The 26,432-nt window shown below is 54.9% G+C and carries 24 protein-coding genes; 7 read left to right on the top strand and 17 right to left on the bottom strand.

The annotated features are described in order from the left end of the window. Positions 1 to 32 precede the first annotated feature (32 nt). The 12 genes from atpD to mnmG form a co-directional block, all read right to left on the bottom strand. The gene (gene atpD / locus RX972_RS09030) at positions 33 to 1,412 is read right to left on the bottom strand and encodes a F0F1 ATP synthase subunit beta (RefSeq protein WP_027901596.1); all 1,380 of its coding nucleotides are present in this window, start codon (positions 1,410 to 1,412) and stop codon (positions 33 to 35) included. A 27-nt stretch (positions 1,413 to 1,439) separates the two neighbouring features. Continuing rightward, on the bottom strand, positions 1,440 to 2,300 hold the full coding sequence (gene atpG, locus RX972_RS09025) for a F0F1 ATP synthase subunit gamma (protein ID WP_087269415.1): 861 nt from the start codon (positions 2,298 to 2,300) through the stop codon (positions 1,440 to 1,442). A gap of 50 nt (positions 2,301 to 2,350) precedes the next feature. Further along, positions 2,351 to 3,895 (bottom strand): F0F1 ATP synthase subunit alpha, encoded by a 1,545-nt coding sequence (atpA, locus tag RX972_RS09020; RefSeq protein WP_027901594.1) that lies wholly within the window; start codon positions 3,893 to 3,895, stop codon positions 2,351 to 2,353. A 21-nt stretch (positions 3,896 to 3,916) separates the two neighbouring features. Beyond that, positions 3,917 to 4,453, bottom strand: coding sequence for a F0F1 ATP synthase subunit delta (locus RX972_RS09015; RefSeq protein ID WP_027901593.1), 537 nt, complete (start codon positions 4,451 to 4,453; stop codon positions 3,917 to 3,919). A gap of 12 nt (positions 4,454 to 4,465) precedes the next feature. Continuing rightward, positions 4,466 to 4,936, bottom strand: coding sequence for a F0F1 ATP synthase subunit B (locus RX972_RS09010; RefSeq protein ID WP_027901592.1), 471 nt, complete (start codon positions 4,934 to 4,936; stop codon positions 4,466 to 4,468). 57 nt (positions 4,937 to 4,993) lie between these two features. After that, on the bottom strand, positions 4,994 to 5,251 hold the full coding sequence (gene atpE / locus RX972_RS09005) for a F0F1 ATP synthase subunit C (RefSeq protein ID WP_002555987.1): 258 nt from the start codon (positions 5,249 to 5,251) through the stop codon (positions 4,994 to 4,996). A 147-nt stretch (positions 5,252 to 5,398) separates the two neighbouring features. Continuing rightward, the gene (gene atpB, locus RX972_RS09000; protein WP_027901591.1) at positions 5,399 to 6,268 is read right to left on the bottom strand and encodes a F0F1 ATP synthase subunit A; all 870 of its coding nucleotides are present in this window, start codon (positions 6,266 to 6,268) and stop codon (positions 5,399 to 5,401) included. A gap of 16 nt (positions 6,269 to 6,284) precedes the next feature. Further along, positions 6,285 to 6,692: a F0F1 ATP synthase subunit I gene (locus RX972_RS08995; protein WP_027901590.1), complete on the bottom strand. Its 408-nt coding sequence runs from the start codon at positions 6,690 to 6,692 to the stop codon at positions 6,285 to 6,287. A 146-nt stretch (positions 6,693 to 6,838) separates the two neighbouring features. Continuing rightward, positions 6,839 to 7,711, bottom strand: coding sequence for a ParB/RepB/Spo0J family partition protein (locus RX972_RS08990; protein WP_027901589.1), 873 nt, complete (start codon positions 7,709 to 7,711; stop codon positions 6,839 to 6,841). Between the two features lie 9 nt (positions 7,712 to 7,720). Then, a complete protein-coding gene (locus RX972_RS08985; RefSeq protein ID WP_027901588.1) occupies positions 7,721 to 8,512 on the bottom strand; it encodes a ParA family protein in 792 nt (263 codons plus the stop codon). A gap of 18 nt (positions 8,513 to 8,530) precedes the next feature. Further along, positions 8,531 to 9,166, bottom strand: a complete 636-nt coding sequence (gene rsmG, locus RX972_RS08980) for a 16S rRNA (guanine(527)-N(7))-methyltransferase RsmG (protein WP_099270193.1) — start codon at positions 9,164 to 9,166, stop codon at positions 8,531 to 8,533. Positions 9,167 to 9,171: 5 nt separating this feature from the next. Next, a complete protein-coding gene (mnmG, locus tag RX972_RS08975) occupies positions 9,172 to 11,064 on the bottom strand; it encodes a tRNA uridine-5-carboxymethylaminomethyl(34) synthesis enzyme MnmG (RefSeq protein ID WP_099270341.1) in 1,893 nt (630 codons plus the stop codon). Between the two features lie 577 nt (positions 11,065 to 11,641). On the opposite strand from mnmG, the gene RX972_RS08970 reads away from it, so the two are divergent. The 3 genes from RX972_RS08970 to RX972_RS08960 all read left to right on the top strand — a co-directional run bounded on the left by RX972_RS08970 (position 11,642) and on the right by RX972_RS08960 (position 15,632). Next, positions 11,642 to 12,151 (top strand): sigma-70 family RNA polymerase sigma factor, encoded by a 510-nt coding sequence (locus RX972_RS08970; protein WP_263269399.1) that lies wholly within the window; start codon positions 11,642 to 11,644, stop codon positions 12,149 to 12,151. Continuing rightward, complete coding sequence (locus RX972_RS08965) at positions 12,148 to 13,095, top strand: FecR domain-containing protein (RefSeq protein ID WP_316874150.1); 948 nt, start codon at positions 12,148 to 12,150, stop codon at positions 13,093 to 13,095. Before RX972_RS08970 ends, RX972_RS08965 begins: the two co-directional genes overlap by 4 nt. A 95-nt stretch (positions 13,096 to 13,190) precedes the next feature. After that, positions 13,191 to 15,632, top strand: coding sequence for a TonB-dependent siderophore receptor (locus RX972_RS08960; protein ID WP_410478211.1), 2,442 nt, complete (start codon positions 13,191 to 13,193; stop codon positions 15,630 to 15,632). Positions 15,633 to 15,687: 55 nt separating this feature from the next. Here RX972_RS08960 and mnmE read toward each other — a convergent pair whose 3' ends face one another. The 5 genes from mnmE to rpmH all read right to left on the bottom strand — a co-directional run bounded on the left by mnmE (position 15,688) and on the right by rpmH (position 19,612). Then, complete coding sequence (mnmE, locus tag RX972_RS08955) at positions 15,688 to 17,058, bottom strand: tRNA uridine-5-carboxymethylaminomethyl(34) synthesis GTPase MnmE (protein ID WP_122398246.1); 1,371 nt, start codon at positions 17,056 to 17,058, stop codon at positions 15,688 to 15,690. A 78-nt stretch (positions 17,059 to 17,136) separates the two neighbouring features. Beyond that, a complete protein-coding gene (gene yidC, locus RX972_RS08950; RefSeq protein ID WP_122398245.1) occupies positions 17,137 to 18,819 on the bottom strand; it encodes a membrane protein insertase YidC in 1,683 nt (560 codons plus the stop codon). A gap of 2 nt (positions 18,820 to 18,821) precedes the next feature. Beyond that, the gene (gene yidD / locus RX972_RS08945; RefSeq protein WP_027901580.1) at positions 18,822 to 19,067 is read right to left on the bottom strand and encodes a membrane protein insertion efficiency factor YidD; all 246 of its coding nucleotides are present in this window, start codon (positions 19,065 to 19,067) and stop codon (positions 18,822 to 18,824) included. Beyond that, positions 19,060 to 19,461: a ribonuclease P protein component gene (gene rnpA / locus RX972_RS08940; protein ID WP_095093130.1), complete on the bottom strand. Its 402-nt coding sequence runs from the start codon at positions 19,459 to 19,461 to the stop codon at positions 19,060 to 19,062. Before rnpA ends, yidD begins: the two co-directional genes overlap by 8 nt. A gap of 16 nt (positions 19,462 to 19,477) precedes the next feature. Continuing rightward, complete coding sequence (gene rpmH, locus RX972_RS08935) at positions 19,478 to 19,612, bottom strand: 50S ribosomal protein L34 (protein WP_003213577.1); 135 nt, start codon at positions 19,610 to 19,612, stop codon at positions 19,478 to 19,480. Positions 19,613 to 20,197: 585 nt separating this feature from the next. Here rpmH and dnaA point away from each other — a divergent pair. The 4 genes from dnaA to gyrB are packed head-to-tail and all read left to right on the top strand — an operon-like array spanning position 20,198 to position 26,403. Then, the gene (gene dnaA, locus RX972_RS08930; protein WP_099270342.1) at positions 20,198 to 21,715 is read left to right on the top strand and encodes a chromosomal replication initiator protein DnaA; all 1,518 of its coding nucleotides are present in this window, start codon (positions 20,198 to 20,200) and stop codon (positions 21,713 to 21,715) included. A 38-nt stretch (positions 21,716 to 21,753) separates the two neighbouring features. Then, a complete protein-coding gene (dnaN, locus tag RX972_RS08925) occupies positions 21,754 to 22,857 on the top strand; it encodes a DNA polymerase III subunit beta (protein WP_027901577.1) in 1,104 nt (367 codons plus the stop codon). 20 nt (positions 22,858 to 22,877) lie between these two features. After that, positions 22,878 to 23,981 carry a DNA replication/repair protein RecF gene (gene recF / locus RX972_RS08920; protein ID WP_027901576.1) on the top strand — a complete coding sequence of 368 codons (1,104 nt, stop codon included), beginning with the start codon at positions 22,878 to 22,880 and terminating at the stop codon, positions 23,979 to 23,981. Between the two features lie 4 nt (positions 23,982 to 23,985). Next, positions 23,986 to 26,403, top strand: coding sequence for a DNA topoisomerase (ATP-hydrolyzing) subunit B (gyrB, locus tag RX972_RS08915; RefSeq protein WP_255876950.1), 2,418 nt, complete (start codon positions 23,986 to 23,988; stop codon positions 26,401 to 26,403). Positions 26,404 to 26,432 lie beyond the last annotated feature (29 nt).

The following is a 26,432-nucleotide window of genomic DNA, read 5'->3' as shown; positions in this document are numbered from 1 at the left end:
ACCTGATTAGCACCCGTTGCCGGGCGCTGGGATTACAGTTTCTTGGCTTTCTCGATCGCTTCTTCGATGCCGCCGACCATGTAGAACGCTTGTTCTGGCAGGTGGTCGTAGTCACCGTTGAGGATGCCTTTGAAGCCAGCAATGGTGTCTTTCAGGGAAACGTATTTACCCGATGCACCAGTGAAGACTTCAGCCACGAAGAACGGTTGCGACAGGAAGCGCTGGATCTTACGAGCACGGTTAACCAACTGTTTGTCGGTCTCCGACAGCTCGTCCATACCAAGGATCGCAATGATGTCCTTCAGTTCTTTGTAGCGCTGCAACACGTACTGAACGCCGCGAGCGGTGTCGTAGTGTTCCTGGCCGATAACGTTCGGGTCCAGCTGGCGCGAAGTCGAATCCAGTGGATCTACTGCTGGGTAGATACCCAGGGAAGCGATGTCACGGGACAGTACGACGGTTGCGTCCAAGTGGGCAAACGTGGTCGCTGGCGACGGGTCAGTCAAGTCATCCGCTGGTACGTATACGGCCTGGATGGAAGTGATCGAACCGTTTTTGGTGGAAGTGATGCGCTCTTGCAGAGTGCCCATCTCTTCAGCCAGGGTCGGCTGGTAACCTACTGCGGAAGGCATACGGCCCAGCAGTGCGGATACTTCAGTACCGGCCAGTGTGTAACGGTAGATGTTGTCGACGAACAGCAGAACGTCGTTACCTTCGTCACGGAATTTCTCGGCCATGGTCAGGCCGGTCAGTGCTACGCGCAGACGGTTACCCGGCGGCTCGTTCATCTGACCGTAAACCAGTGCCACTTTGTCCAGAACGTTGGAATCCTTCATCTCGTGGTAAAAGTCGTTACCCTCACGAGTACGCTCACCCACACCGGCGAACACGGAATAACCGCTGTGCTCGATGGCGATGTTACGGATCAGTTCCATCATGTTTACGGTTTTGCCTACACCGGCACCACCGAACAGACCGACTTTACCACCCTTGGCGAACGGGCAAACCAGGTCGATAACCTTGATGCCTGTTTCCAGCAGATCGTTGCCACCAGCCTGTTCAGCGAAGGAAGGCGCAGGACGGTGAATGCCCCAGCGTTCTTCGGTGTCGATCGGGCCAGCTTCGTCGATCGGGTTGCCCAGCACGTCCATGATCCGGCCCAGAGTCGCTTTACCGACCGGTACGGAGATGGCTTTGCCAGAGTCTGAAACTTCCAGACCACGCTTCAAGCCCTCGGTGGAGCCCATCGCAATGGTACGAACCACGCCGTCGCCCAGCTGCTGCTGAACTTCCAGGGTGGTCCCTGCCGCGCTTTTGACTTCCAGCGCGTTGTAGATACTCGGTACGCTATCGCGTGGGAATTCCACGTCGATCACGGCGCCGATGATTTGAACGATACGTCCGCTACTCATTAGCTGGTTCCTCTAATATTTGAACCGTTAAACCGCGGCAGCGCCGCCGACGATTTCCGAGATCTCTTGGGTGATCGCTGCCTGACGCGCCTTGTTGTAGATCAGCTGCAAATCACTGATCAAATCACCGGCGTTGTCTGTGGCGTTCTTCATCGCGATCATCCGCGCTGCTTGTTCAGCTGCGTTGTTCTCGACCACCGCCTGGTACACCTGCGACTCAACGTAGCGAACCATCAAGCCGTCAAGCAGCTCTTTGGCATCGGGTTCGTAGAGATAGTCCCAGTGGTGCTTGAGTTTCTGATCCGGGGTCGCCACCAGCGGAATCAATTGCTCCACCGTTGGCTGCTGGGTCATGGTGTTGATGAACTTGTTGGATACCACGGACAGGCGATCAATACGGCCATCCAGGTAGGCATCCAGCATCACCTTGACGCTGCCGATCAAATCATTGATCGACGGCTCTTCGCCCAAGTGGCTGATCGCAGCGACGACGTTACCGCCGAAGTTGCGGAAGAATGCCGCACCTTTGCTGCCAACCACGCACAAATCGATCTCTACGCCGTTTTCACGGTTTACCGCCATGTCCTTGACCAGAGCCTTGAACAGGTTGGTATTCAAGCCACCGCACAGACCACGGTCACTGCTCACTACGACATAACCAACACGCTTTACAGCGCGCTCGACCATGAACGGGTGGCGGTATTCCGGGTTAGCGTTGGCCAGATGACCAATAACCTGGCGGATGCGCTCCGCGTAAGGACGGCTAGCAGCCATGCGCATTTGAGCCTTGCGCATTTTGCTGACCGCCACTTTTTCCATGGCGCTGGTGATCTTTTGCGTGCTTTTGATGCTCGCAATCTTGCTGCGAATCTCTTTTGCGCCTGCCATGTAACACCTATCAGGTTAGCAAGCGGGAGCCTTTCGGCCCCCGCTGCGGCTTACCAGGTTTGGGTGGCCTTGAACTTCTCGATACCGGCTTTCATGCCAGCGTCGATTTCGTCATTGAAGTCACCCTTCACGTTGATCTTCGCCATCAAATCGGCGTGATCGCGGTTGAAGTAAGCAATCAGCGCTTGTTCAAAGCTGCCAATCTTGGCGATTTCGATGTCGGTCAGGAACCCACGCTCAGCGGCATACAGCGACAGCGCCATGTCAGCGATCGACATTGGTGCGTATTGCTTCTGCTTCATCAGCTCGGTAACGCGCTGACCATGCTCAAGTTGCTTACGGGTCGCTTCGTCCAGGTCAGAAGCAAACTGGGCAAATGCTGCCAGTTCACGGTACTGAGCCAGAGCGGTACGGATACCACCGGAGAGCTTCTTGATGATCTTGGTCTGAGCGGCACCACCCACACGGGATACCGAAACACCGGCGTTCACAGCTGGACGGATGCCAGAGTTGAACATGGCCGATTCCAGGAAGATCTGACCGTCGGTGATGGAAATCACGTTGGTCGGAACGAACGCGGAAACGTCGCCAGCCTGGGTTTCGATGATCGGCAATGCGGTCAGGGAACCGGTTTTGCCGGTCACTGCGCCTTTGGTGAACTTCTCTACGTACTCTTCGGAAACACGCGATGCGCGCTCCAGCAGACGGGAGTGGAGATAGAACACGTCGCCTGGGTAAGCTTCACGGCCTGGTGGACGGCGCAGCAGCAGGGAAATCTGGCGGTAAGCCACTGCTTGCTTGGACAGATCGTCATAAACGATCAGCGCGTCTTCACCGCGGTCGCGGAAGAATTCACCCATGGTGCAACCCGAGTACGGTGCAAGGAATTGCAGCGCAGCGGATTCAGAAGCACTTGCAGCCACGACGATGGTGTTAGCCAGTGCGCCGTTTTCTTCGAGCTTGCGAACAACGTTGGCGATGGTCGATTGTTTCTGACCGATTGCTACGTATACGCAGAAGATGCCGCTGTCTTTCTGGTTGATGATTGCGTCGATGGCCAGAGCGGTTTTACCGATCTGACGGTCACCGATGATCAGCTCACGCTGGCCACGGCCGACAGGAATCATGGCATCGACAGCCTTGTAGCCAGTCTGTACAGGCTGGTCTACCGACTTACGCCAGATCACGCCTGGAGCAACTTTCTCGACCGCATCGGTCTCGGTGTTGTTCAGCGGACCTTTGCCGTCAACTGGGTTACCCAGTGCGTCGACTACGCGACCCAGCAGTTCCTTACCAACCGGAACTTCGAGGATGCGGCCAGTGCACTTGGCGCTCATGCCTTCAGCCAGAGTCGTGTAAGCGCCCAGTACCACAGCACCTACAGAGTCTTGCTCAAGGTTCAGCGCCATACCGTAGACGCCGCCCGGAAACTCGATCATCTCGCCGTACATTACGTCGGCCAGACCGTGAATCCGCACGATGCCGTCAGATACGCTGACGACAGTGCCTTCGTTACGGGCTTGGGAGGTTACATCGAGCTTGTCGATGCGACCCTTGATGATTTCACTTATTTCGGAAGGATTGAGTTGCTGCATTGCTCTGCTGCCCCTTCAAACTCAAGATTTCAATGCTTCGGCTAGTTGCGCGAGTTTGCCGCGAACTGAGCCATCGATAACCAGGTCGCCGGCTCGGATTACGACACCACCGATAAGGGTGGCATCCTCCGCAGCATGCAGGCGCACTTCCCGGCCGAGCCGTGCACTGAGAACCTTGGCGAGTTTGTCTTGCTGTTCTTGGTTCAATGCAAAAGCACTGGTGACATCCACATCGACCGATTTTTCCTGCTCAGCCTTGTACAGGTCGAACAGTTCGGCGATCTCCGGCAGAAGCGGGAGACGGTCGTTTTCAGCAACGACGTGGATGAAATTCTGTGCCTTGGCATCGAACTTGTCGCCACACACTTCAATAAAAGTGGTGGCCTTGTCTGCGCTCGTCAGTCGCGGGGCCTTGAGTACGCGCTGCATGGTGTCATCTTGCGACACCGCTGCAGCCAGGCCGAGCATGGCTGACCAATTGGCCAGTTGCTGGTGGGCCTGGGCGTGCTCGAAGGCTGCCTTAGCGTAAGGTCGGGCCAACGTGGTCAGTTCTGCCATGATCGCCCTCGCTTAAATTTCAGCAGCCAGTTTGTTAACCAGCTCCGCGTGCGCGTTTTGATCGATTGTGGCACCCAGGATCTTCTCAGCACCGCCGACTGCCAAGCTACCCAATTGGGCACGCAGCGCGTCTTTGACACCGTTCAGTTCCTGTTCGATCTCGGCCTGAGCCTGTGCCTTCACACGGTCAGCTTCGACACGGGCCTGTTCACGGGCTTCGTCGACAATCTGAGTACCGCGTTTCTTGGCTTGCTCAATGATCTCGGCTGCCTGAGTTTTAGCTTCACGCAGTTGATGACCCACTTTCTCTTGGGCCAACTCCAGGTCGCGAGCTGCTCGGCTGGCAGCGTCCAGTCCATCAGCGATCTTCTTCTGACGTTCGTGCAAAGCCGCAATGACCGGAGGCCAAACGTACTTCATGCAGAACAGCACAAAAATGAAGAACGCAACGGACTGACCAATCAGGGTTGCATTAATGTTCACGCCAACACCTCGCTCGTTCGTTGTCCATCACACCAATCACCTCGAAAAATCGAGAGATTAGCCAGCGAGTTGACCAACGAAGGGGTTCGCAAAGGTGAAGAACAGAGCGATACCAACACCGATCATGGTTACGGCGTCGAGCAGACCGGCAACGATGAACATTTTAACCTGCAGCATTGGAACCATTTCTGGCTGGCGAGCTGCGCCTTCCAGGAATTTGCCGCCCAACAGGCCGAAGCCGATTGCAGTACCCAGTGCGCCCAGGCCGATCAACAGTGCAACAGCGATAGCGGTTAGACCAACTACAGTTTCCATCTTTCCTCCCGACTTTTACGTCGTATTGGTTAGGTTTTCTTAGATTAAAGCGGTAAAACAAATCGTTTTACATCAGCCCTTGCGGTTCCCCGCTTGCGGCCTCCTCTCGCCGAAGCGAGAGGTACATCCAGACGCGCCAGGCGAGTCTTAATGGTTATCTTCGTGAGCCATCGACAGATACACGATGGTCAGCATCATGAAGATGAACGCCTGCAAGGTGATGATCAGGATGTGGAATACAGCCCACGCCCATTGCAGTACCACGCCCAGGCCGCTAAGCCAGAGCAGGCCGCTGCCGAACATGACGGCGATCAGGATAAACACCAGCTCGCCAGCGTACATGTTGCCGAACAGACGCAGTGCCAACGAAATCGGTTTGGCAATCAGAGTCACGAATTCAAGCAGGAAGTTCACCGGAATCAACAGCGCCTGAACAAAAATGTTCTTGCTGCCGAACGGGTGCAGGGTCAGTTCGCCGATAAAGCCGCCGATGCCCTTGACCTTGATGCTGTAGAAAATGATCAGCGCGAAGACCGACAGAGCCATGCCAAGCGTGGCGTTAGGATCAGTCGTCGAAACAGCGCGGAAAGGAATGTGCGAATCGCCAGAAATCAGGATCGCCAACTGAGGAATCCAGTCAACTGGAACCAGGTCGACGGCGTTCATCAGGAACACCCAGACGAAAATGGTCAGCGCCAACGGTGCAATCACCGGGCTACGACCGTGGAAGCTGTCCTTCACGCTACCGTCTACGAAGTCGACCAGCACTTCAACGAAGTTCTGCAGCGCGCCTGGTTGACCGGAAGTTGCCTTCTTGGCCGCCATGCGGAAAATCAGAACGAAAATCAGGCCCAGGGCAACAGACCAGCCGAGAGTATCGACGTGGAAAGCCCAAAAGCCCATTTCCTTCGCTTCTGCAGCGGTGTGGGCAAAACCCCAGCCGCCATCTGGTAGCTGACCGAAGGTCAGGTTCTGCAAGTGGTGCTGGATATAGCCCGAAGCTGTTTGCTCTGCCATGTTTGCCTCAAACGCCCTAAGGTCTCGAAAGTCTTGTTCTCATCAACAGGGGAGCGAACCAATTGACCACCTGGATCAACATGAACACGCCGAATACCGCAATCGGCGCCAATGGCTTCACACCTGCAAAGGTCAGTGCAAAAAGCACTGCCGTAAAAATCAGCTTGCCTGCCTCGCCGGCATAAAATGACCGGACTATGGCTTGCGCTGCTCTAGCCCCGGAAAACCGGAAAGCCTTGTGAGCAAAATACAAATTGGGCAGCCAGGCTATCAGGCCTCCGCACAGCCCTGAATATCCGGCTACGACTCCGTGCCACTGCCACAGCACCAATGCTGCCAGCAGCAGGACAATAAATTGAGCCAGCAATACCGGGAAAACCGCCAGTCGATGGAACGGCAAGCGGTTTGGCATGCGTGTCTCCATCACTCCTGCTCCTCGTGCGTCGGCCGCCAAAATCAATAACTTGGCATAATTTGTGCCGACAAAATGCGCGCAGAGTATAGGGGCGGTTCAGCCCCTATTCAACCTTCAGGTAGTGATTTCCGACTACACGCTACAGTGCAATTGTTTCAGCGGATGTGGGCGAGCACACCCTGAAGCTCATCCAGCGAGTTATAACGGATCACCAACTGCCCTTTGCCCTTCTGCCCGTGCCGAATTTGCACCGCAGAGCCCAGCCGCTCGGCCAGACGCTGTTCGAGGCGGCTGATATCCGGATCGGTCTTGACCGGCTCGGCAGCTGCCGGTTTTCCACTCAACCACTGACGTACGAGCGCTTCTGTCTGGCGAACCGTCAGACCACGTGCGACAACATGTCGCGCCCCTTCGACCTGCTGATCTTCGGGCAAACCGAGCAACGCTCGAGCGTGACCCATTTCAAGGTCGCCGTGGGAAAGCATCGTTTTGATCACATCCGGCAGCGCAATCAGGCGCAGCAGGTTGGCAACACTGACCCGCGACTTGCCGACCGCGTCGGCCACTTGCTGCTGGGTGAGCTGAAACTCATGCTGCAGACGCTGCAAAGCCACTGCTTCTTCGATGGGATTAAGGTCTTCGCGCTGAATGTTCTCGATCAACGCCATGGCGATAGCGGTTTCATCCGGCACATCGCGCACCATCGCCGGGATGGTTTCCATCGCTGCTTGCTGGCTTGCACGCCAGCGACGTTCGCCAGCGATGATTTCGAAACGGTTATCGCCAATCGGACGCACCACAATCGGCTGCATCACGCCCTGGGCCTTGATCGATTGGGCGAGCTCTTCGAGCGCCTGAGGATCCATGTCGCGACGTGGCTGGTACTTGCCGCGCTGAATCAGATCCAGCGGGATGTGCTGCAGCTCACGCTGGTCGGCCTTGACGGCTTGTTCTTCGAGGGAACTGACGGTTGGACTGCTCAGAAGTGCGTCCAGCCCACGTCCGAGACCTCTTTTCTTGACGGCCATGGGGTTTCCTTAAGTTGGCTGAGCTGTGCGCGAACCGCGCCGTTGACGACGAACCATTTCCCCTGCAAGGGCAAGGTAAGCCAATGCACCGCGAGAACTCTTGTCGTAAGCCAGAACAGGCATACCGAAACTCGGTGCCTCAGCAAGACGAATGTTGCGCGGGATTACGGTGTCGTACAGCTGTTCGCCGAAATGCTCTTTGAGCTGCGCAGAAACGTCGTTGATCAAGCTCAGACGCGGGTCGTACATGGTGCGCAGCAATCCCTCGATTTTCAGGGCAGGATTGAGCAGCTCACCAATGCGCTTGATGTTATCCACAAGGTCGCTGAGACCTTCCAAAGCAAAGTATTCACACTGCATGGGGATGATGACCCCATCTGAAGCGACCAGCGCGTTCAACGTCAACATCGACAAAGACGGCGGGCAGTCGATCAGGATGTAATCGTAGTTCTCGCGGATCGGCGCCAGCGCATTGCGCAGGCGGCTCTCCTTCATCTTCATTTCGAGCAGATTAACTTCGGCAGCCGTCAGGTCCCGGTTTGCGGGCAGTAGCTGGTAGCCGCCATGTTCAGAGAACTGCATGGCCTGAGCCAGATCGCATTCGCCAATCAGAACGTCATAAACCGAGTTTTCCAGGGCATGTTTATCCACACCACTGCCCATCGTGGCGTTGCCCTGAGGGTCGAGATCGATCAGCAATACGCGGCGCTTGGTAGCGACCAGCGATGCTGCGAGATTGATACAGGTGGTGGTTTTACCCACACCACCTTTTTGGTTCGCAATCGCGAATACCTTAGCCATGCTTGCTTGTGTTCCCAGTCATGCCGTGCGGCGCAGTATCAGCAGATGGCGTTGGCCTTGGCAACCCGGTACGGTCAAGGCTTGTGCGCTATCCACGCGGAAATCTGCGGGCAATGCTACCAGTTCATCGGTCGGATGCAGGCCTTTCATCGCCAGCCATCGCGTATTGGTGTCGCCCATGTGGCGGGTCCACCCGGTAAAGTCTTCCAGACTGCTGAACGCACGGGAAACGATCCCGGTAAACGGTTGTTCAGGTTGAAAGGATTCGGCGCGGCTGTGGATAACCTGGAGATTATCCAGCTTGAGCTCCAGTTTGACCTGGGTCAGAAACCGGGTTTTCTTGCCGTTGCTGTCCAGCACGGTGATTTTCATCTCCGGAAACAGGATCGCCAATGGAATACCCGGCATGCCGCCACCACTGCCAACGTCCAGCCAGCGTTCGCCATCGATGAATGGCACCACGCTCAGGCTATCGAGCAGATGACGGGACACCATTTCGTCCGGGTCGCGCACTGCGGTCAGGTTGTAAGCCTTGTTCCATTTGATCAACAGGGCCAGGTAGGCCAGCAGCTGTGAGTGCTGGCTTTCACTGAGTTCTACACCCAGTTCCTGAGCGCCTCGGGATAACTCTTCGGCGTGTTGCGGGGTGACCATAGAACTCAAGCGCTTTGCTCCAACTGACGGCCAGCGCCGCGTTTTTTCAGGTGAATCATCAATAGCGAAATCGCTGCCGGCGTAACGCCCGGGATTCGCGAAGCCTGCCCCAGCGTTTCCGGACGAGTTATCCCCAGCTTGCTCTGGATCTCTTTCGACAGACCTGAAATGGTCATGTAATCGATGTCTTGCGGCAGTTTGGTGTCTTCGCTGGCCCGCAAACGGGCGATTTCGTCGACCTGACGGTCGATGTAACCCGCGTACTTAGCCTTGATTTCAACCTGTTCAGCGACTTGCGGATCAGGGCTGCCATGGCCAGTGAGGGAAACCAGACTGGCGTAGTCGATTTCCGGTCGGGTCAACAGGTTGAGCAGGTTGTATTCGTGAGTCAACGGCGTGCCGAAATGACTGGCGATGGCATCGCCCTGCTCAGTACCCGGACGTACCCAGGTGCTTTTCAGGCGCTGCTCTTCCAGTTCGATGTTTTCGCGTTTGGCACAGAACGCAGCCCAGCGTTGATCATCGACAAGACCGAGCTCGCGGCCTTTTTCGGTCAGGCGCAAGTCCGCGTTGTCTTCACGCAGAATCAAGCGGTATTCGGCACGAGACGTGAACATCCGGTACGGCTCTTGGGTACCCAGAGTAATCAAGTCATCCACAAGCACGCCGATGTACGCTTCATCGCGACGCGGGCACCAGCTTTCCTTGCCCTGGGCACGGAGAGCGGCATTGGTCCCGGCCAGCAAACCTTGAGCACCGGCTTCTTCGTAACCGGTCGTACCGTTGATTTGTCCTGCGAAGAACAGACCCGCGATGACTTTGGTTTCGAGGCTGTACTTCAGATCGCGTGGATCGAAGTAATCATATTCGATGGCATAGCCAGGGCGCACGATGTGGGCATTTTCCATGCCTCGAATCGAACGAACGATCTGTAATTGCACGTCAAACGGCAACGAAGTCGAAATGCCATTCGGATACAGCTCATGCGTGGTCAGGCCTTCAGGTTCGATGAAAACCTGATGGCTTTCCTTGTCGGCAAATCGATGAATCTTGTCTTCGATCGATGGGCAATAGCGTGGACCCACACCTTCGATAACGCCGGAATACATGGGCGAACGATCAAGGTTGGCCGCAATGATTTCGTGAGTCCGGGCGTTGGTGTGGGTAATCCAGCAACTGACTTGCGATGGATGCTGCTCCTTGGAGCCCATGAACGACATGACCGGAATCGGTGTATCACCCGGCTGTTCTGTCATGACCGAAAAATCGACCGAACGGCCATCGATACGCGGAGGAGTACCGGTTTTCAGGCGACCCACTCGCAGCGGTAACTCACGTAAACGATGTGCCAGCGCGATTGAAGGTGGATCGCCAGCGCGACCGCCCGAATAATTCTGCATTCCGATGTGGATAAGTCCACCCAGGAAGGTACCGGTCGTCAGCACAACCGAATCGGCCATGAAACGCAGACCCATTTGGGTCACAACACCGCGTACCTCGTCCTGCTCAACGATCAAGTCATCACAGGCTTGTTGAAATACCCACAGGTTCGGCTGATTTTCGATGGTTTCGCGAATCGCCGCTTTGTACAGAACACGGTCTGCCTGTGCACGAGTTGCCCGGACTGCAGGGCCTTTGCGGCTGTTCAGCACGCGGAACTGGATACCACCTTTGTCCGTGGCCATCGCCATCGCGCCGCCCAAGGCGTCGATTTCCTTGACCAGATGGCTTTTACCGATCCCGCCAATAGCCGGGTTGCAGCTCATCTGACCCAGTGTTTCCACGTTGTGGGTCAGCAAAAGGGTTTTTACACCCATACGTGCCGACGCCAGTGCGGCCTCGGTACCGGCATGACCGCCACCGATGACGATCACTTCAAAACGGGAAGGGAAATCCACCACGCACCTCGTGCCTGTTCTAGATGGGAAATTGGGATAGCTGACAAGTATAGGGACTTACCCCCCCTGAAAGGAACCCGTTGCACAAAAATTAACCAGCTGTGGAAAAGTCTCAGATATATAAATTAAAAAGAAAGAAGATTTATAAAACCTTATTTTAAATGCTATTTATACAGAGGCTGTTTTCTGTGGATAGATTGCTACAGGCCAATTATTTCAGTGTGTACAGAGATTCAAAAGTCTGTGTTCATGTGCTCGGGAGGGTTCTGGATAACCGGCTTTAGCCTGTGGATTAAAACCCTAGTTGTCCACAGAGGGGGTTATGCTCAGATTTCCACCCCTGTTATCAACCGACCTTAACGGGCGTTATCCACAGAGCTTAATGTGTGAAATTCTCTCCCATCCATGGCGGGCAATGACAATTATTAATGGCTGGCGAGTGATGTAATCGAGAAAAGGCAGTCTCGAATGAAAAATCCAGGTCCCAGGCCGTGACTGAAATGGTTAAAACACAGCTATTGTGAGTTCCCCAGACAAAAGCTAATAATAGCTATTATCATTCACATACCTTGTCGCCATGCCCTCCTACTCCCATACGGTCGCCGTGCAGTGCATATATGAGCAGCATCACTCGTGGTTGAACGCCTGGCTTAAGGCCAGACTGAACAACGCGTGCGATGCCGCCGATGTAGCCCAGGACACTTTCGTTCGTATTCTTGGTTCTACCAATACCGCGCCCATACGTGAGCCACGTGATTACCTGGCTACGGTGGCTCGCGGACTGGTGATTGACCGTTACAGGCGCAGGGCGATTGAACAGGCTTACCTGCAGACACTGGCGGACAGGCCGGAAACTACGGTGATCAGCGAAGAAGACAAAGCGTTGATCATTGAGACGTTAATGGCTGTGGATAAAGCGTTGAGCGATCTTGGGCCCCGCACCAAGCACATTTTTGTTCTTTCGCAGATTGATGGGCTGACTTATCAACAGATCGCGACTCAGTTAAAGGTGTCCCTGACGACGGTGAAAAAGCACATGATCCGCGCCCTTACTGAATGCACGATGCTCGTGGCGCAGATGTCGTGAGCCCCGTCCCAGACCGCACGGTATTCGAGGCTGCCGCCAGTTGGTATGTGCACTTTCAGAGTGAACCTTTGACTCAGGAAGACCAGATAGCCTGGCGTCGCTGGCTGGAAAGCGACCCTGCCCACCGGATTGCCTGGGAACGCATGGAGCAACTGCAACGAGGCCTTGGCGGCTTGTCTCCTGACCTGACCCGCCGCGTTTTATCTGCCCCTCAGCAACGTCGGCAGGTGCTCAAGTTAATGCTGGCTTTGGCAGGTACCGGCTATGCTGGCTGGAATATTCAACAGCACACTGCGCTGAAAAATATGGGAGCTGACTACCGCACGCCGGTGGGTCAGCGTCGACATGTAGAGCTGGCGGAAGGCACTCAAGTCGAGCTGAACACCGATACTGCGATAGACGTTGCATTTGATAGCCAGCAGCGGCTGATCCACCTGCGTGACGGTGAAATTATGATTAGTACCGGCAAGCTAGGGGATACCCGGCCGTTCTATGTCGAAACTCGAGACGGAAGAGTGCAGGCTCTTGGTACCAGATTCGTTGTCAGGCAAATGGAATATGGCACTCGAGTCGGGGTGCTGGAGGATCGCGTCAGCATTCAGCCTGCCCGTTCATTAACCTCGCCGAGCCTGTTAACAGTGGGTCAAGGGGTGGATTTCTACACTGAAGGGGTTGGCCCAACCCGTATTTATCCACAGGCCGAGACGGCGTGGCTCGATGGCCAGTTAGTTGTTCTGGATGCGCGGCTGGGGGATGTCATCAAGGAATTGGCCCGATATCGCCCTGGGGTAATGCAGTGCGATGAACAGGCAGCCAGCTTGCGGGTGTCTGGTGCATTTCGTGTGGATGCTACAGAGGCAGTCTTGGCCAATCTACAAGCGACGCTGCCGATTCGGGTGAGTTACTTCACCCGTTATTGGGTGTCTGTGAAGCGTATCGTCTGACGCTGAAAAAATTTATCAGCGAGGGTTATCTTTTTTAGTTCAGGCACGGCCCTACAGGTAAATGCGAATTCATCACCTCGGGGTCTTTAATAAAAATGCGCTTCCCACCTCTTCCGCTCCATGCCCGGCAGCACCTTTCTCGACAATGCATCGGCTATAGCTTGCTGCTGGCGGCCAGTGGCATTGGGTGCGCAGTGACAACCACCAGCGTCATGGCTGCCGCTGCTGTTCAGAACTACAACATCGCCGCGGGGCCGCTTGATAGCGCATTGAATCAGTTCGCGTCGGCTTCCCATGTGATCCTTTCATTCTCTCCGCAACAGACAGTCGGCCGCACGAGCCCGGGTCTGCGCGGCAACTATTCAATAGAACAAGGTTTCTCAGCATTGCTACAGGGGGCGAAGCTGCAGGTCGTCGCGCAATCTCCTGGCAGCTATGTCCTGCAATCCGTGCCTGAGGATGGATCGATTGTTTTATCGCCGACGAATATAGACAGTACCCAATCCGGTGGTTTCGAGTTACCGGATCGTGGCTACAAGGCTGAAAACAGTCGGGTGGGGACTAAAACCAGCACACCGCTTGCAGAAACGCCGCGCTCGGTTTCGGTCGTCACTGCGCAACGCATGAAGGATCAGAAAACCCAGACTCTTACAGAGGCATTAGGTTATGTGCCGGGTATTTTTGCGCCGCCTTTCGCTGCGGGAGACAACCTGGCGGGTGACCTGTTCTTCATCCGGGGTTTCAATGCCACCGACTACGGCTATGGCTTGATGCGTGACGGGTTGCGTGTGCAGGGCAATCGTTATGACACCACCACTGAGCCCTACGGACTTGAACGAGTCGAGATATTCCGCGGGCCATCGTCGATTCTCTACGGCGAAAATGCGCCAGGCGGTCTGGTCAATCTTGTCAGCAAACGGCCGACCGACAATTCCCAGGGCGAGGTCCAGCTCAGCTACGGCTCCAACAACCGTCGGCAATTGGGTGTGGATATCTCCGGCCCTTTGAATGAAAGCGGTAATGTTCTGGGGCGAGTGGTCATGCTCGGGCGTAATGCTGACACACAGACAGATCACGTCCCCGATGATCGACTCTACATCGCACCTTCGTTGACGTTGAATTTCGATGATTACAACAGCCTGACTCTGCTGAGTAGCTATCAGAAAGACCACACCAATATGGAGTTGGGATTGCCAGCTGCGGGCACTTTGTTGCGCAACCCGAATGGCAAGCTGGACAAGGACACAATGCTCGGCGTTCCGGACTGGAACACTTTCGAACGTGAAATGTGGAGTGCGGGCTATGAGTTCAGCCACAGCTTCAACGATGACTGGCAATTCCGGCAGAACTCGCGATACATGCAGTCGCGCATCACCCGGCATGAGACCTGGCCGGGGAGTCTCGACAACGCCGGGTTCGGTACCCAGCTGAACGTCATGGCCTATGATCGCTATAACAAATCAATGGTTTACTCACTGGATAACCAGCTGGAAGGTAAATTCAACAGCGGTGGTCTGGAGAACACCGTCCTGTTTGGTGTCAGTGTTGACCGCACATCATTCAGTCAGGACTGGGATGCCGGCTTCGCGGGCCGCATCAATATTTATGATCCTGTTTACACGGGGGATCCAGTGACATCCAGTCCTGTACAGAACACGCTTCTTGAACAACAGATGCAGGGGGTGTACGGGCAGATCCAGAGCAAATACGATCAATGGATCTTTTTGTTGGGTGGCCGTCAGGATTGGGTCGACAGCGACTTCCGCAACAAGCTGGCCCCGGCTGGCGACCTTAGCGCCAGCGACAAAAAGTTTACTTACCAGGGCGGGGTCATGTACCAGTTCGACAACGGCCTGACGCCGTATGTCAGCTACTCGACTGCTTTTGTCCCTGTACAACAGATATCCAACGGTGGTGCTCCGCTGGACCCTATTACCAGTAGTCAGTATGAAGTGGGTTTGAAATACGAGCCTCGCGGTTGGAACACCGCCCTTACGGCTTCCGTCTACGATCTGCGCAAGAAGGACGACACCTACTTCGATACGGCCAGTGCCAGTTACCGACAGGTTGGGGAAAGTCGCTCCAAAGGCGTTGAGCTTGAGATCAACAGTGATATCAGCCAAAACCTGAATATCACCGCATCCTATTCTTACACCGACGCGAAAGTAACCAAAGATGCGCCAAGTTCACTTATTGAAGGGCACCAGATCACAGGCGTTCCGCGCAATCAGGCATCAGCCTGGGCTAAATACCGTTTCCTGAACGGCTATCTGGACGGGCTGCATGTGGGTACAGGCATCCGTTATTTCGACAGCACCTTCTCCTACACCCCGACGGCGCTGTACGGAAAACTCGATGCCGGCGACGTGACATTGGTAGACGCCAATATTGGCTACCAGATAGACAAAAATTGGTCAGTGGACGTAAACGCCAAGAACCTCTTCGATAAGGAATACGTGTCGGGATGCAACGACGCGGGACGCTGTTACTGGGGAGACAGTCGGACGCTGTTGGGAACCGTCAGCTACAACTGGTAGGGTAGTGGATAAGTTGGCCACTGTCGAGTTATCCCCAGTGGCCAACGCTCCCTATCTATTTTCCGATGCAGAAGCTGGAGAAAATCCTGCCAAGCAGATCATCCGAACTGAATGCGCCGGTAATTTCCGCCAGAGACTGTTGAGCCTGGCGTAGATCTTCTGCCAACAACTCACCCGCTCCTGCCAATGTCAGCTGGGCCCTGCCGTGCTCAAGCGAGTCACCTGCATGGCGCAACGCTTCCAGGTGACGTCGGCGAGCGCTGAAGCTGCTCTCCGAGGTTTGCTCATAGCCCATGCAGGCTTTGAGATGCTCGCGCAACAAATCCAGGCCTTCACCGGCAGACTTGGCACTCAAACTGATGGTGACGTGGCCATCAGCACTGGTCTGCAACTGGATGGTGTCTCCACTCAGATCCGCCTTGTTACGGATCAAGGTGACTTTGGCTGGATCCGGCCTCTGCTCCAAAAACTCTGGCCATAGCGAAAAGGGATCGAGTGCCTCAGGTGCAGTCGCGTCCACCACCAGCAGCACGCGATCAGCTTCGCCGATAGCCTTCAGCGCACGCTGTACTCCAATCTTCTCAACCTGATCTTCAGTATCGCGCAGCCCGGCCGTATCGACGACGTGCAGGGGCATGCCATCAATGTGGATATGTTCACGAAGAATATCCCGGGTGGTGCCCGCAATTTCTGTAACGATGGCTGCTTCTTTACCCGCCAGCGCGTTCAGCAGGCTGGACTTACCCGCGTTAGGACGTCCGGCGATCACTACGGTCATGCCATCCCGTAACAGGGCACCTTGCCCGGCCTCACGCATCACTGTGGATAACTCGTCTCGTACCGCGTCGAGCATGGATAGCACGTGACCGTCAGCCAGGAAATCAATTTCCTCCTCGGGGAAGTCGATCGCAGCTTCGACATAGATACGCAAGCTGATCAACTTCTCAGTCAAGTTATCCACACGGCGCGAAAACGCGCCCTGTAATGAACGCAATGCATTGCGTGCAGCCTGTGCGGAACTGGCCTCAATCAGATCAGCGATGGCTTCGGCCTGTGCCAGATCCAGCTTGTCATTGAGGAAAGCGCGTTCGCTGAATTCGCCGGGTCTGGCCAGACGGCTGCCCAATTCGAGACAGCGCTGCAGCAGCATATCCAGAACAATGGGACCGCCGTGCCCCTGAAGCTCGAGAACGTCTTCGCCTGTGAACGAATTAGGACCTGGAAAATAAAGCGCAATCCCCTCATCAATAACGTGCCCGGCGCCATCTTCAAACGGACCGTAGTGCGCAAATCGCGGTTTCAGGGTTCTGCCTGTGATAGCTGAGGCGGCCTTGGCGGCAAGAGGTCCGGAAATACGCACGATGCCTACCCCGCCGCGGCCTTGGGCGGTGGCGATGGCTGCAATGGTTTCACGTGGGGCATTCATGGTCCGGCTCCAGGACAAATAGCGGATAGCAAAACGCCCCACTAGGGGGCGCCTTGTAATACTTATTCACAGGTTAGATCAAGCTTCGGCTTTTTTGGTCGCCGCTTCGATCTTGCGAGTGATGTATGCCTGTTGAGCGATCGACAGGGTGTTGTTCACAACCCAGTACAGAACCAGACCAGCAGGGAACCACAGGAAGAAGAACGTGAAGATGATTGGCATCATTTTCATGACCTTGGCCTGCATCGGATCCGGCGGAGTCGGGTTCAGACGCTGCTGGATGAACATGGTAGCGCCCATGATGATCGGCAGGATAAAGAACGGGTCTTTGATCGACAAGTCAGTTATCCACAGAATCCACGGTGCCTGACGCATCTCGACGCTTTCAAGCAGAACCCAATACAGCGACAGGAACACCGGCATTTGTACAAGAATTGGCAAACATCCACCCAGCGGGTTGATCTTCTCTTTCTTGTACAACTCCATCATTGCCTGCGACATTTTCTGACGATCGTCGCCATGCTGCTCTTTCAGGATCGCAAGTTTTGGTGCAACTGCGCGCATGCGAGCCATGGATTTGTAGCTGGCTGCCGACAATGGGAAGAAAAGACCCTTGATCAGCATGGTCAGGAAGATAATCGACCAGCCCCAGTTACCCACAATGGCGTGGATGTGTTGCAGCAACCAGAAGATAGGCTGTGCAATAAACCACAGGATGCCGTAGTCGACGGTCAATTCCAGACCTGGGGATAACTCTTTCAGCACTGCCTGACTTTTCGGACCTGCATACAACGTGGCACTCAGCTCGCCTTTACTACCCGGTGCAACAGTTACAGCCGGGCCAGTGAAACCGATGATGTAGTTGCCCTGGTTGTCTTTACGAGTCTGGACTGCGTTGGCAGTGTCCTTGCTCGGAATCCAAGCGGTTACGAAGTAGTGCTGCAACCATGCAACCCAACCACCCTGGACGGTTTCCTTGAGCTGAGCCTTGTCGATATCTTTCATCGACACTTTTTTGTAAGGCTCGCCGGCTGTCCACAGTGCGGCACCCAGATAGGTCGCGGTACCGGTGGCAGTTGTGGAGGAAGGATCATCGCTGCCATCACGTTTCAGTTGGGCAAACAGGTTGCCCGACCAAGGCTGAGCGCTCTGGTTGTCGATTTCATAACTCACAACCAGATCGTACAAACCGCGCTTGAAGGTAAAGCGCTTGATGTAGTTGACACCGTTGTCGGTGAACTTCAGGTCGACAACCAGATTTTCCTGACCATCAGCGAGTTGATAGCTCTTCTGTGCAGACGAGTAAACCGGACGACCAGCCGGGCGTGCATCGGGACCGTTGTTGCCAGTCAGACCGCTTTGCGCCAGGAAGGTACGTTCGCCACCATTGTCAAACAACTGAAATGGCACATCAGGATGGTCCTGACGACGTGGATACAGCGGAAGTCTCAGCTGAACGACATCGCCGCCGACTGGATCGATTTCCAGGCTGAGCACGTCGGTTTTGACCTGAATGAGGTCTTTGCTGACAGCTGCTGGAGTTTCCAGCGGTGCAGCCACTTCGCCATTTGCGCTAGGAACATCGGCACTCGCAGAAGGTTTTGCACCAGTAGCCGTGTCCGGAATACCCGGTGCAGGGGTGCTGGCAGCAACATTCTGAGTCGGCATGGCGGCCTGGCCGTAGTCTTGGTTCCATTTCAGAACCCCGACATAGGTCACGATTGCCAGGGCGACGATCAGGATCGTGCGTTTAATATCCATGATTACTCGGCCATCGAAGAAGAACGGGAGGTAGGGACAGGCGGAACCGGGTCATAACCACCGGGATTCCACGGATGACAGCGACCTAAGCGACGAAAGGTCAGCCAGCCACCGCGCAGAAGACCATGATTTTCAATGGCTTCATACGCGTAGCAGGAGCAACTGGGGTAGAAACGACAGTGGCTGGCCATTAGCGGGCTAATGGCATAGCGATAGAACTGGATCGGAACGAGCGCCAGTTTACGCATCGGTACTATCTACCCCTACAGTTTCGGTTTTTGCTTCTGGAACCGGCCGGCTGCGTGCCAGGCGTTTCCATAGTTTGCCGAAATGCTGAATCAATTCGGGGCTTTCTACGTCACCCAAGCCTTTACGCGCGACAATCACAATATCCCACCCGACCAAGTTGTCTTGGTGGTGGCGAAATGATTCGCGCATCAGGCGTTTCAAGCGGTTGCGCTCAACGGAGAGTTTGACGCTCTTTTTACCGATAACCAGCCCCAGACGGGGATGATCAAGGTCGTTATTGCGCGCAAGGAGCAGGAGATTTTTCCCCGGAACCTTGCCGGTAGGGGAGTCAAAGACTGCCTTGAAATGCCGGGGGGTAAGCAAACGCTTTTCCCGACTGAAGTCCTGACTCACCTCCAGTGCCGGATTATCAAACTGCCAGACGCGCGCGACCTTTGGCGCGACGACGCGACAGTACGGCGCGGCCGTTCTTGGTGGCCATGCGAGCACGGAAGCCGTGAGTGCGAGCGCGTTTGATAGTGCTTGGTTGGAAAGTACGTTTCATGGCGTGTTACCTGGTTCGTCCACAACGGGCCGGAATGGCCCCCGTTTTAAGAGACCGGGGATTCTAGAGAAAGCAAGCCTCTAGGTCAATTTCCAACCAGCGTTTCCTTCATTTAGTTATGTAACCGGTTCTGGATCACTTTTCCCAGGGACCTGAGGTTTTGCGTCATGCCCAGATATAGAAATAAAGAAGAGAAGTATTTAAAGCTTCTTTATAGAGCTTATTAAAGCAAGGCAAGCCCTTCACTGTGGATAACCTGCTGAGAGCCTTTTAAATCAAGATGTACAGAGAATGACAACACTGTCGAGAAACGGTGCTCTGCCTGTGCTGCGCTGTCGGAAAACCTGTGTGTGGAATGGTGTTTTATCCACAGGCCGCTTATCCACAGATTTCAGGCCTGGGTTATGCAACGGGCTGAGGCCGGGTTATCCACAGAGCTTATGCACATGCCATTGGTCGGCTTGATGGTAGCTGAATATCTGATTTATCCCGTTCGACTGATCACCTACATGTGGATAAGTACTGACGCGGTCGGTACAATGGCGGCTGTTTTTGCCTCACCGGCTTTTAACCTAGGGGATGTCCGTGTCATTGGAACTTTGGCAGCAGTGCGTAGAGCTTTTGCGCGATGAGCTGCCTGCCCAGCAATTCAACACCTGGATCCGTCCGCTACAGGTTGAAGCCGAAGGCGACGAGTTGCGTGTCTATGCACCGAACCGTTTTGTTCTCGACTGGGTAAACGAAAAGTACCTCGGTCGTTTGCTTGAACTGTTAGGTGAGCACGGTCAGGGGATGGCGCCTGCGCTTTCTCTATTAATAGGCAGCAAGCGCAGTTCAGCTCCCCGCGCAGCCCCGAACGCCCCATTGGCTGCAGCGGCTTCGCAGGCAATGGCCGCGAGCCAGCCTGTTAGCCAGGCTCCTGCACCCGCTCAAGTGGCTGCTCCAGCGCCGGTACAGCAGCCATCACAGATTAACGACGAACCCTCTCGTGACAGTTTCGATCCAATGGCGGGTGCCAGTTCCCAACAGGCCCCTGCTCGTGCTGAACAGCGCACGGTTCAGGTAGAAGGCGCGCTAAAGCACACCAGCTATCTGAATCGCACCTTCACGTTCGAGAACTTCGTTGAGGGTAAGTCCAACCAACTGGCCCGGGCTGCGGCCTGGCAGGTAGCTGACAACCCCAAGCATGGTTACAACCCGCTCTTCCTTTATGGTGGCGTTGGTCTGGGTAAAACTCACTTGATGCACGCTGTGGGTAATCATCTTCTCAAGAAGAACCCGAACGCGAAGGTTGTGTACCTGCATTCGGAGCGTTTTGTGGCCGACATGGTCAAAGCGTTGCAGTTGAACGCTATCAACGAGTTCAAACGTTTCTATCGCTCAGTCGATGCGTTGCTGATCGACGATATTCAGTTCTTTGCCCGCAAGGAACGGTCCCAGGAAGAGTTTTTCCACACCTTCAATGCTCTGCTCGAAGGCGGTCAGCAGGTCATTCTGACCAGCGACCGTTATCCGAAGGAAATTGAGGGGCTTGAGGAGCGCCTGAAGTCGCGATTCGGCTGGGGCCTGACAGTTGCTGTCGAACCTCCGGAGCTTGAAACCCGCGTCGCGATCCTGATGAAAAAAGCGGATCAGGCAAAGGTAGATCTGCCTCATGATGCAGCGTTCTTCATTGCACAACGCATTCGCTCCAACGTGCGTGAGCTTGAAGGCGCGCTAAAGCGTGTTATCGCTCACTCGCACTTCATGGGTCGCGATATCACTATCGAGTTGATCCGCGAGTCGTTGAAGGACCTGTTGGCATTGCAGGACAAATTGGTGAGTGTGGATAACATTCAGCGCACCGTTGCCGAGTATTACAAGATCAAGATATCCGACCTGTTGTCCAAGCGTCGTTCTAGATCTGTGGCCCGGCCGCGCCAGGTGGCGATGGCATTGTCGAAGGAACTGACTAACCACAGTCTGCCGGAAATCGGCGATGTGTTTGGTGGCCGTGATCACACAACTGTTTTGCACGCCTGCCGAAAGATTAATGAATTGAAGGAATCCGACGCGGATATTCGCGAGGACTACAAGAACCTGCTGCGTACACTGACCACTTGATGACATCAGCGCAGCTTATTAAGGCAAGGGACTAGACCATGCATTTCACCATTCAACGCGAAGCCCTGTTGAAACCCCTGCAATTGGTCGCCGGCGTTGTTGAACGCCGCCAGACCCTGCCGGTGCTCTCCAACGTGCTTCTGGTCGTCGAAGGGCAGCAGCTCTCGTTGACCGGCACTGATCTTGAAGTCGAACTCGTTGGTCGTGTTCAACTTGAAGAACCTGCTGAACCGGGCGAGATCACTGTCCCTGCCCGCAAGCTGATGGACATTTGCAAAAGCCTGCCAAACGACGTGCTGATCGATATCAAGGTTGATGATGCAAAATTGATCGTCAAGGCTGGTCGTAGCCGCTTCACGTTGTCGACATTGCCAGCCAATGACTTCCCGACTGTTGAAGAAGGTCCTGGTTCGCTGACCTTTAACCTGGTTCAAAGCAAGCTGCGTCGTTTGATCGAGCGCACTAGCTTCGCCATGGCTCAGCAGGATGTTCGTTATTACCTCAACGGTATGCTGCTGGAAGTTAGCGCGGGTGTGCTTCGCGCCGTCGCTACCGACGGTCACCGTTTGGCCATGTGCTCCATGACCGCTGATATCGAACAGGCTGATCGTCACCAGGTAATCGTGCCGCGTAAAGGCATTCTGGAAATGGCTCGCCTGCTGACTGAGCAAGATGGCATAGTGAGTATCGTCCTGGGTCAGCATCACATTCGTGCGACCACTGGCGAGTTCACGTTCACCTCCAAGCTGGTTGACGGTAAATTCCCGGACTACGAGCGTGTGCTGCCCAAGGGTGGCGACAAGCTTGTATTGGGTGATCGTCAGGCATTGCGTGAGGCGTTCAGCCGTACGGCGATTCTGTCCAACGAGAAATACCGCGGAATCCGTCTGCAACTGGCCAGCGGTCAGCTGAAAATCCAGGCGAACAACCCTGAACAGGAAGAAGCTGAAGAAGAGATCAGCGTCGACTATAACGGCGCTTCGCTGGAGATCGGTTTTAACGTCAGCTATCTGCTCGACGTACTGGGCGTGATGACTACCGAGCAGGTTCGTTTGATTCTGTCTGACTCCAACAGCAGCGCGTTGGTACAGGAATCGGATAATGACGACTCCGCTTACGTAGTTATGCCGATGCGCCTGTAACCATGTTCAGCAGAAGCTAGATGTCTCTTAGTCGCGTCTCGGTCACCGGGGTGCGCAATCTGCACCCGGTGACCTTCTCCCCCTCCCCCCGTATCAACATCCTTCACGGCGATAATGGCAGTGGCAAAACCAGCGTGCTGGAAGCCATCCATTTGCTTGGCCTCGCCCGTTCATTTCGCAGCGCTCGACTGTTACCGGTTATCCAGTACGAACAACCCGCGTGTACGGTTTTTGGTCAGGTCGATCTGGTTGAAGGTGGGCATAGCAATCTGGGTGTTTCACGTGATCGTCAGGGGGATTTTCAAATACGGATAGATGGGCAGAACGCTCGTAGCGCTGCGCAACTTGCAGAAACCCTGCCTCTGCAACTTATCAACCCTGACAGTTTCCGTCTTCTCGAAGGAGCGCCGAAGATTCGCCGGCAGTTTCTGGATTGGGGAGTGTTCCACGTGGAACCTCGTTTTATGGCCACTTGGCAGCGCCTCCAGAAGGCCCTCAAGCAGCGTAACTCGTGGCTTCGGCATGGTACACTTGACGGCGCTTCGCAAGCGGCATGGGACCGGGAGCTGTGCCTGGCCAGCGATGAAATTGATGAGTATCGCCGGTCATACATCAAGGCGTTAAAACCCGTCTTCGAACAGACTCTAAGTGAGCTGGTTGAACTCGAAGGTTTGACCCTGAGTTACTACCGTGGATGGGACAAGGAAAAAGACTTGAGCACTGTGCTCGCCTCTTCCCTCCATCGCGATCAACAGATGGGTCATACGCAAGCAGGACCACAGCGAGCTGATTTGCGACTTAGATTAGGCGCGCATAATGCGGCAGATATCTTGTCGCGTGGTCAGCAGAAACTGGTGGTGTGCGCACTGCGTATTGCTCAAGGGCATCTCGTTAGCCAGGCTCGTCGTGGCCAATGTATTTACCTTGTTGACGATCTACCGTCTGAACTGGATGACCAGCATCGCCGCGCGCTTTGCCGCTTGCTTGAAGACTTACGCTGCCAGGTTTTTATCACCTGTGTAGACCACGAATTATTGAGGGACGGCTGGCAAACGGAAACGCCAGTCGCTTTGTTCCACGTGGAACAAGGCCGTATCACCCAGACCCACGATCATCGGGAGTGATTGCATGAGCGAAAACCAAACGTACGACTCCTCCAGTATCAAGGTACTGAAAGGACTAGATGCCGTACGCAAGCGTCCCGGAATGTACATCGGTGACACTGACGATGGCAGCGGTCTTCACCACATGGTGTTTGAGGTTGTTGATAACTCGATCGACGAAGCACTGGCTGGCCATTGCGATGACATCACTATCACCATCCACCCGGACGAGTCCATTACGGTCCGCGACAACGGTCGCGGTATTCCGGTAGACGTGCACAAAGAAGAAGGCGTGTCGGCAGCAGAGGTCATCATGACCGTGCTCCACGCTGGTGGTAAGTTCGACGACAACTCCTACAAAGTATCCGGCGGCCTGCATGGCGTGGGTGTTTCTGTAGTTAACGCCTTGTCCGAATTGCTGCTGTTGACTGTGCGTCGTAGCGGCAAGATCTGGGAGCAAACTTACGTTCACGGTGTTCCACAGGAGCCGATGCGTATTGTGGGTGACAGCGACACAACTGGCACCGAGATCCACTTCAAGCCTTCCGCTGAAACCTTCAAGAACATCCACTTCAGCTGGGATATTCTGGCCAAGCGGATTCGTGAGCTGTCCTTTCTTAACTCCGGTGTCGGTATCGTTCTTCGAGACGAGCGCAGCGGCAAGGAAGAGCTGTTCAAGTATGAAGGCGGTTTGCGTGCTTTCGTTGAATACCTGAACACCAACAAGACTGCGGTCAATCAGGTATTCCACTTCAATATTCAGCGCGACGACGGCATTGGCGTCGAGATCGCTTTGCAGTGGAACGACAGCTTCAACGAGAACCTGTTGTGCTTCACCAACAACATCCCACAGCGTGACGGCGGTACTCACCTGGTGGGCTTCCGCTCCGCGCTGACGCGTAACCTCAACGCTTACATTGAGCAGGAAGGTCTGGCCAAGAAGCACAAGGTTGCGACCACCGGTGACGATGCGCGCGAAGGTCTGACTGCGATTATTTCGGTGAAAGTACCGGATCCGAAGTTCAGCTCGCAGACCAAAGACAAGCTGGTTTCTTCCGAGGTTAAAACTGCAGTAGAGCAAGAGATGGGTAAATACTTCTCTGACTTCCTGCTGGAAAACCCGAACGAAGCCAAGGCGGTTGTTGGCAAGATGATTGACGCTGCGCGCGCGCGTGAAGCGGCTCGTAAAGCTCGCGAAATGACCCGTCGTAAAGGCGCACTGGATATTGCGGGTCTGCCCGGCAAACTTGCTGACTGCCAGGAAAAAGACCCTGCCCTTTCCGAACTGTACCTCGTGGAAGGTGACTCTGCTGGCGGTTCAGCCAAGCAGGGACGTAACCGTAAAACCCAAGCGATTCTGCCACTCAAGGGTAAGATCCTTAACGTCGAGAAAGCACGTTTCGACAAGATGATCTCGTCGCAAGAAGTAGGTACTTTGATCACCGCCCTGGGCTGTGGTATCGGCCGCGATGAGTACAACATCGACAAGCTGCGTTATCACAACATCATCATCATGACCGATGCTGACGTCGACGGTTCGCACATCCGTACGCTGCTGCTGACCTTCTTCTTCCGTCAGCTCCCAGAACTGATCGAGCGTGGCTATATCTACATCGCCCAGCCGCCGCTGTACAAGGTCAAGAAAGGCAAGCAAGAGCAATACATCAAAGACGACGAGGCCATGGAAGAATACATGACCCAGTCGGCTCTTGAAGATGCGAGCCTGCACCTGAATGAGTCTGCACCTGGTATTTCCGGCGAATCGCTGGAGCGTCTGGTCAACGATTTCCGGATGGTCATGAAGACCCTCAAGCGCCTGTCGCGCTTGTATCCTCAGGAACTGACCGAGCACTTCGTGTACCTGCCTCCTGTCACTCTTGAGCAGCTGTCTGACCACGAAGGCATGCAAGCCTGGCTGGCACTGTTTGACGCCCGTCTGCGTGTTGGAGAGAAGTCGGGTCTGGTTTACAAAGCCAGCCTGCGTGAAGATCGCGAACGTAATGTCTGGCTGCCAGAGGTCGAACTGATCTCCCACGGTCTGTCCAACTACGTGACCTTCAACCGTGACTTCTTTGGCAGTAACGACTACAAGACCGTAACCGCACTGGGCCTGCAGATCAGTACGCTGCTGGAAGAAGGTGCTTACGTTCAACGTGGCGAGCGCAAGAAACAGGTCAGCGAGTTCAAGGAAGCCTTGGCCTGGTTGATGGCTGAAAGCACCAAGCGCCACACCATCCAGCGATACAAAGGTCTGGGTGAGATGAACCCTGATCAGCTGTGGGAGACCACGATGGATCCGTCGGTTCGCCGGATGCTCAAGGTCACTATTGAAGACGCTATCGGTGCAGACCAGATCTTCAATACCTTGATGGGTGATGCAGTAGAACCTCGCCGTGACTTCATCGAGAGCAATGCTCTGGCGGTTTCCAACCTGGATTTCTAAATCAGGTTGTGGCCGGAAACGGCCGTTTT

The sequence above is a fragment of the Pseudomonas syringae group sp. J309-1 genome, assembly GCF_032582135.1.
Classification (GTDB): domain Bacteria; phylum Pseudomonadota; class Gammaproteobacteria; order Pseudomonadales; family Pseudomonadaceae; genus Aquipseudomonas; species Aquipseudomonas quasicaspiana.
The sequence above is the reverse complement of the archived record's forward strand: the minus strand, read 5'-3'. Positions and strand labels throughout refer to the sequence as shown.

Coding starts and splice junctions, on each gene's coding strand:
- atpD (WP_027901596.1), bottom strand. CDS start 1,412: ATGAGTAGCGGACGTATCGTTCAAATCATCGGCGCCGTGATCGACGTG.
- atpG (WP_087269415.1), bottom strand. CDS start 2,300: ATGGCAGGCGCAAAAGAGATTCGCAGCAAGATTGCGAGCATCAAAAGC.
- atpA (WP_027901594.1), bottom strand. CDS start 3,895: ATGCAGCAACTCAATCCTTCCGAAATAAGTGAAATCATCAAGGGTCGC.
- RX972_RS09015 (WP_027901593.1), bottom strand. CDS start 4,453: ATGGCAGAACTGACCACGTTGGCCCGACCTTACGCTAAGGCAGCCTTC.
- atpE (WP_002555987.1), bottom strand. CDS start 5,251: ATGGAAACTGTAGTTGGTCTAACCGCTATCGCTGTTGCACTGTTGATC.
- atpB (WP_027901591.1), bottom strand. CDS start 6,268: ATGGCAGAGCAAACAGCTTCGGGCTATATCCAGCACCACTTGCAGAAC.
- RX972_RS08995 (WP_027901590.1), bottom strand. CDS start 6,692: ATGGAGACACGCATGCCAAACCGCTTGCCGTTCCATCGACTGGCGGTT.
- RX972_RS08990 (WP_027901589.1), bottom strand. CDS start 7,711: ATGGCCGTCAAGAAAAGAGGTCTCGGACGTGGGCTGGACGCACTTCTG.
- RX972_RS08985 (WP_027901588.1), bottom strand. CDS start 8,512: ATGGCTAAGGTATTCGCGATTGCGAACCAAAAAGGTGGTGTGGGTAAA.
- rsmG (WP_099270193.1), bottom strand. CDS start 9,166: ATGGTCACCCCGCAACACGCCGAAGAGTTATCCCGAGGCGCTCAGGAA.
- RX972_RS08970 (WP_263269399.1), top strand. CDS start 11,642: ATGCCCTCCTACTCCCATACGGTCGCCGTGCAGTGCATATATGAGCAG.
- RX972_RS08960 (WP_410478211.1), top strand. CDS start 13,191: ATGCGCTTCCCACCTCTTCCGCTCCATGCCCGGCAGCACCTTTCTCGA.
- mnmE (WP_122398246.1), bottom strand. CDS start 17,058: ATGAATGCCCCACGTGAAACCATTGCAGCCATCGCCACCGCCCAAGGC.
- yidC (WP_122398245.1), bottom strand. CDS start 18,819: ATGGATATTAAACGCACGATCCTGATCGTCGCCCTGGCAATCGTGACC.
- yidD (WP_027901580.1), bottom strand. CDS start 19,067: ATGCGTAAACTGGCGCTCGTTCCGATCCAGTTCTATCGCTATGCCATT.
- rpmH (WP_003213577.1), bottom strand. CDS start 19,612: ATGAAACGTACTTTCCAACCAAGCACTATCAAACGCGCTCGCACTCAC.
- dnaN (WP_027901577.1), top strand. CDS start 21,754: ATGCATTTCACCATTCAACGCGAAGCCCTGTTGAAACCCCTGCAATTG.
- recF (WP_027901576.1), top strand. CDS start 22,878: ATGTCTCTTAGTCGCGTCTCGGTCACCGGGGTGCGCAATCTGCACCCG.
- gyrB (WP_255876950.1), top strand. CDS start 23,986: ATGAGCGAAAACCAAACGTACGACTCCTCCAGTATCAAGGTACTGAAA.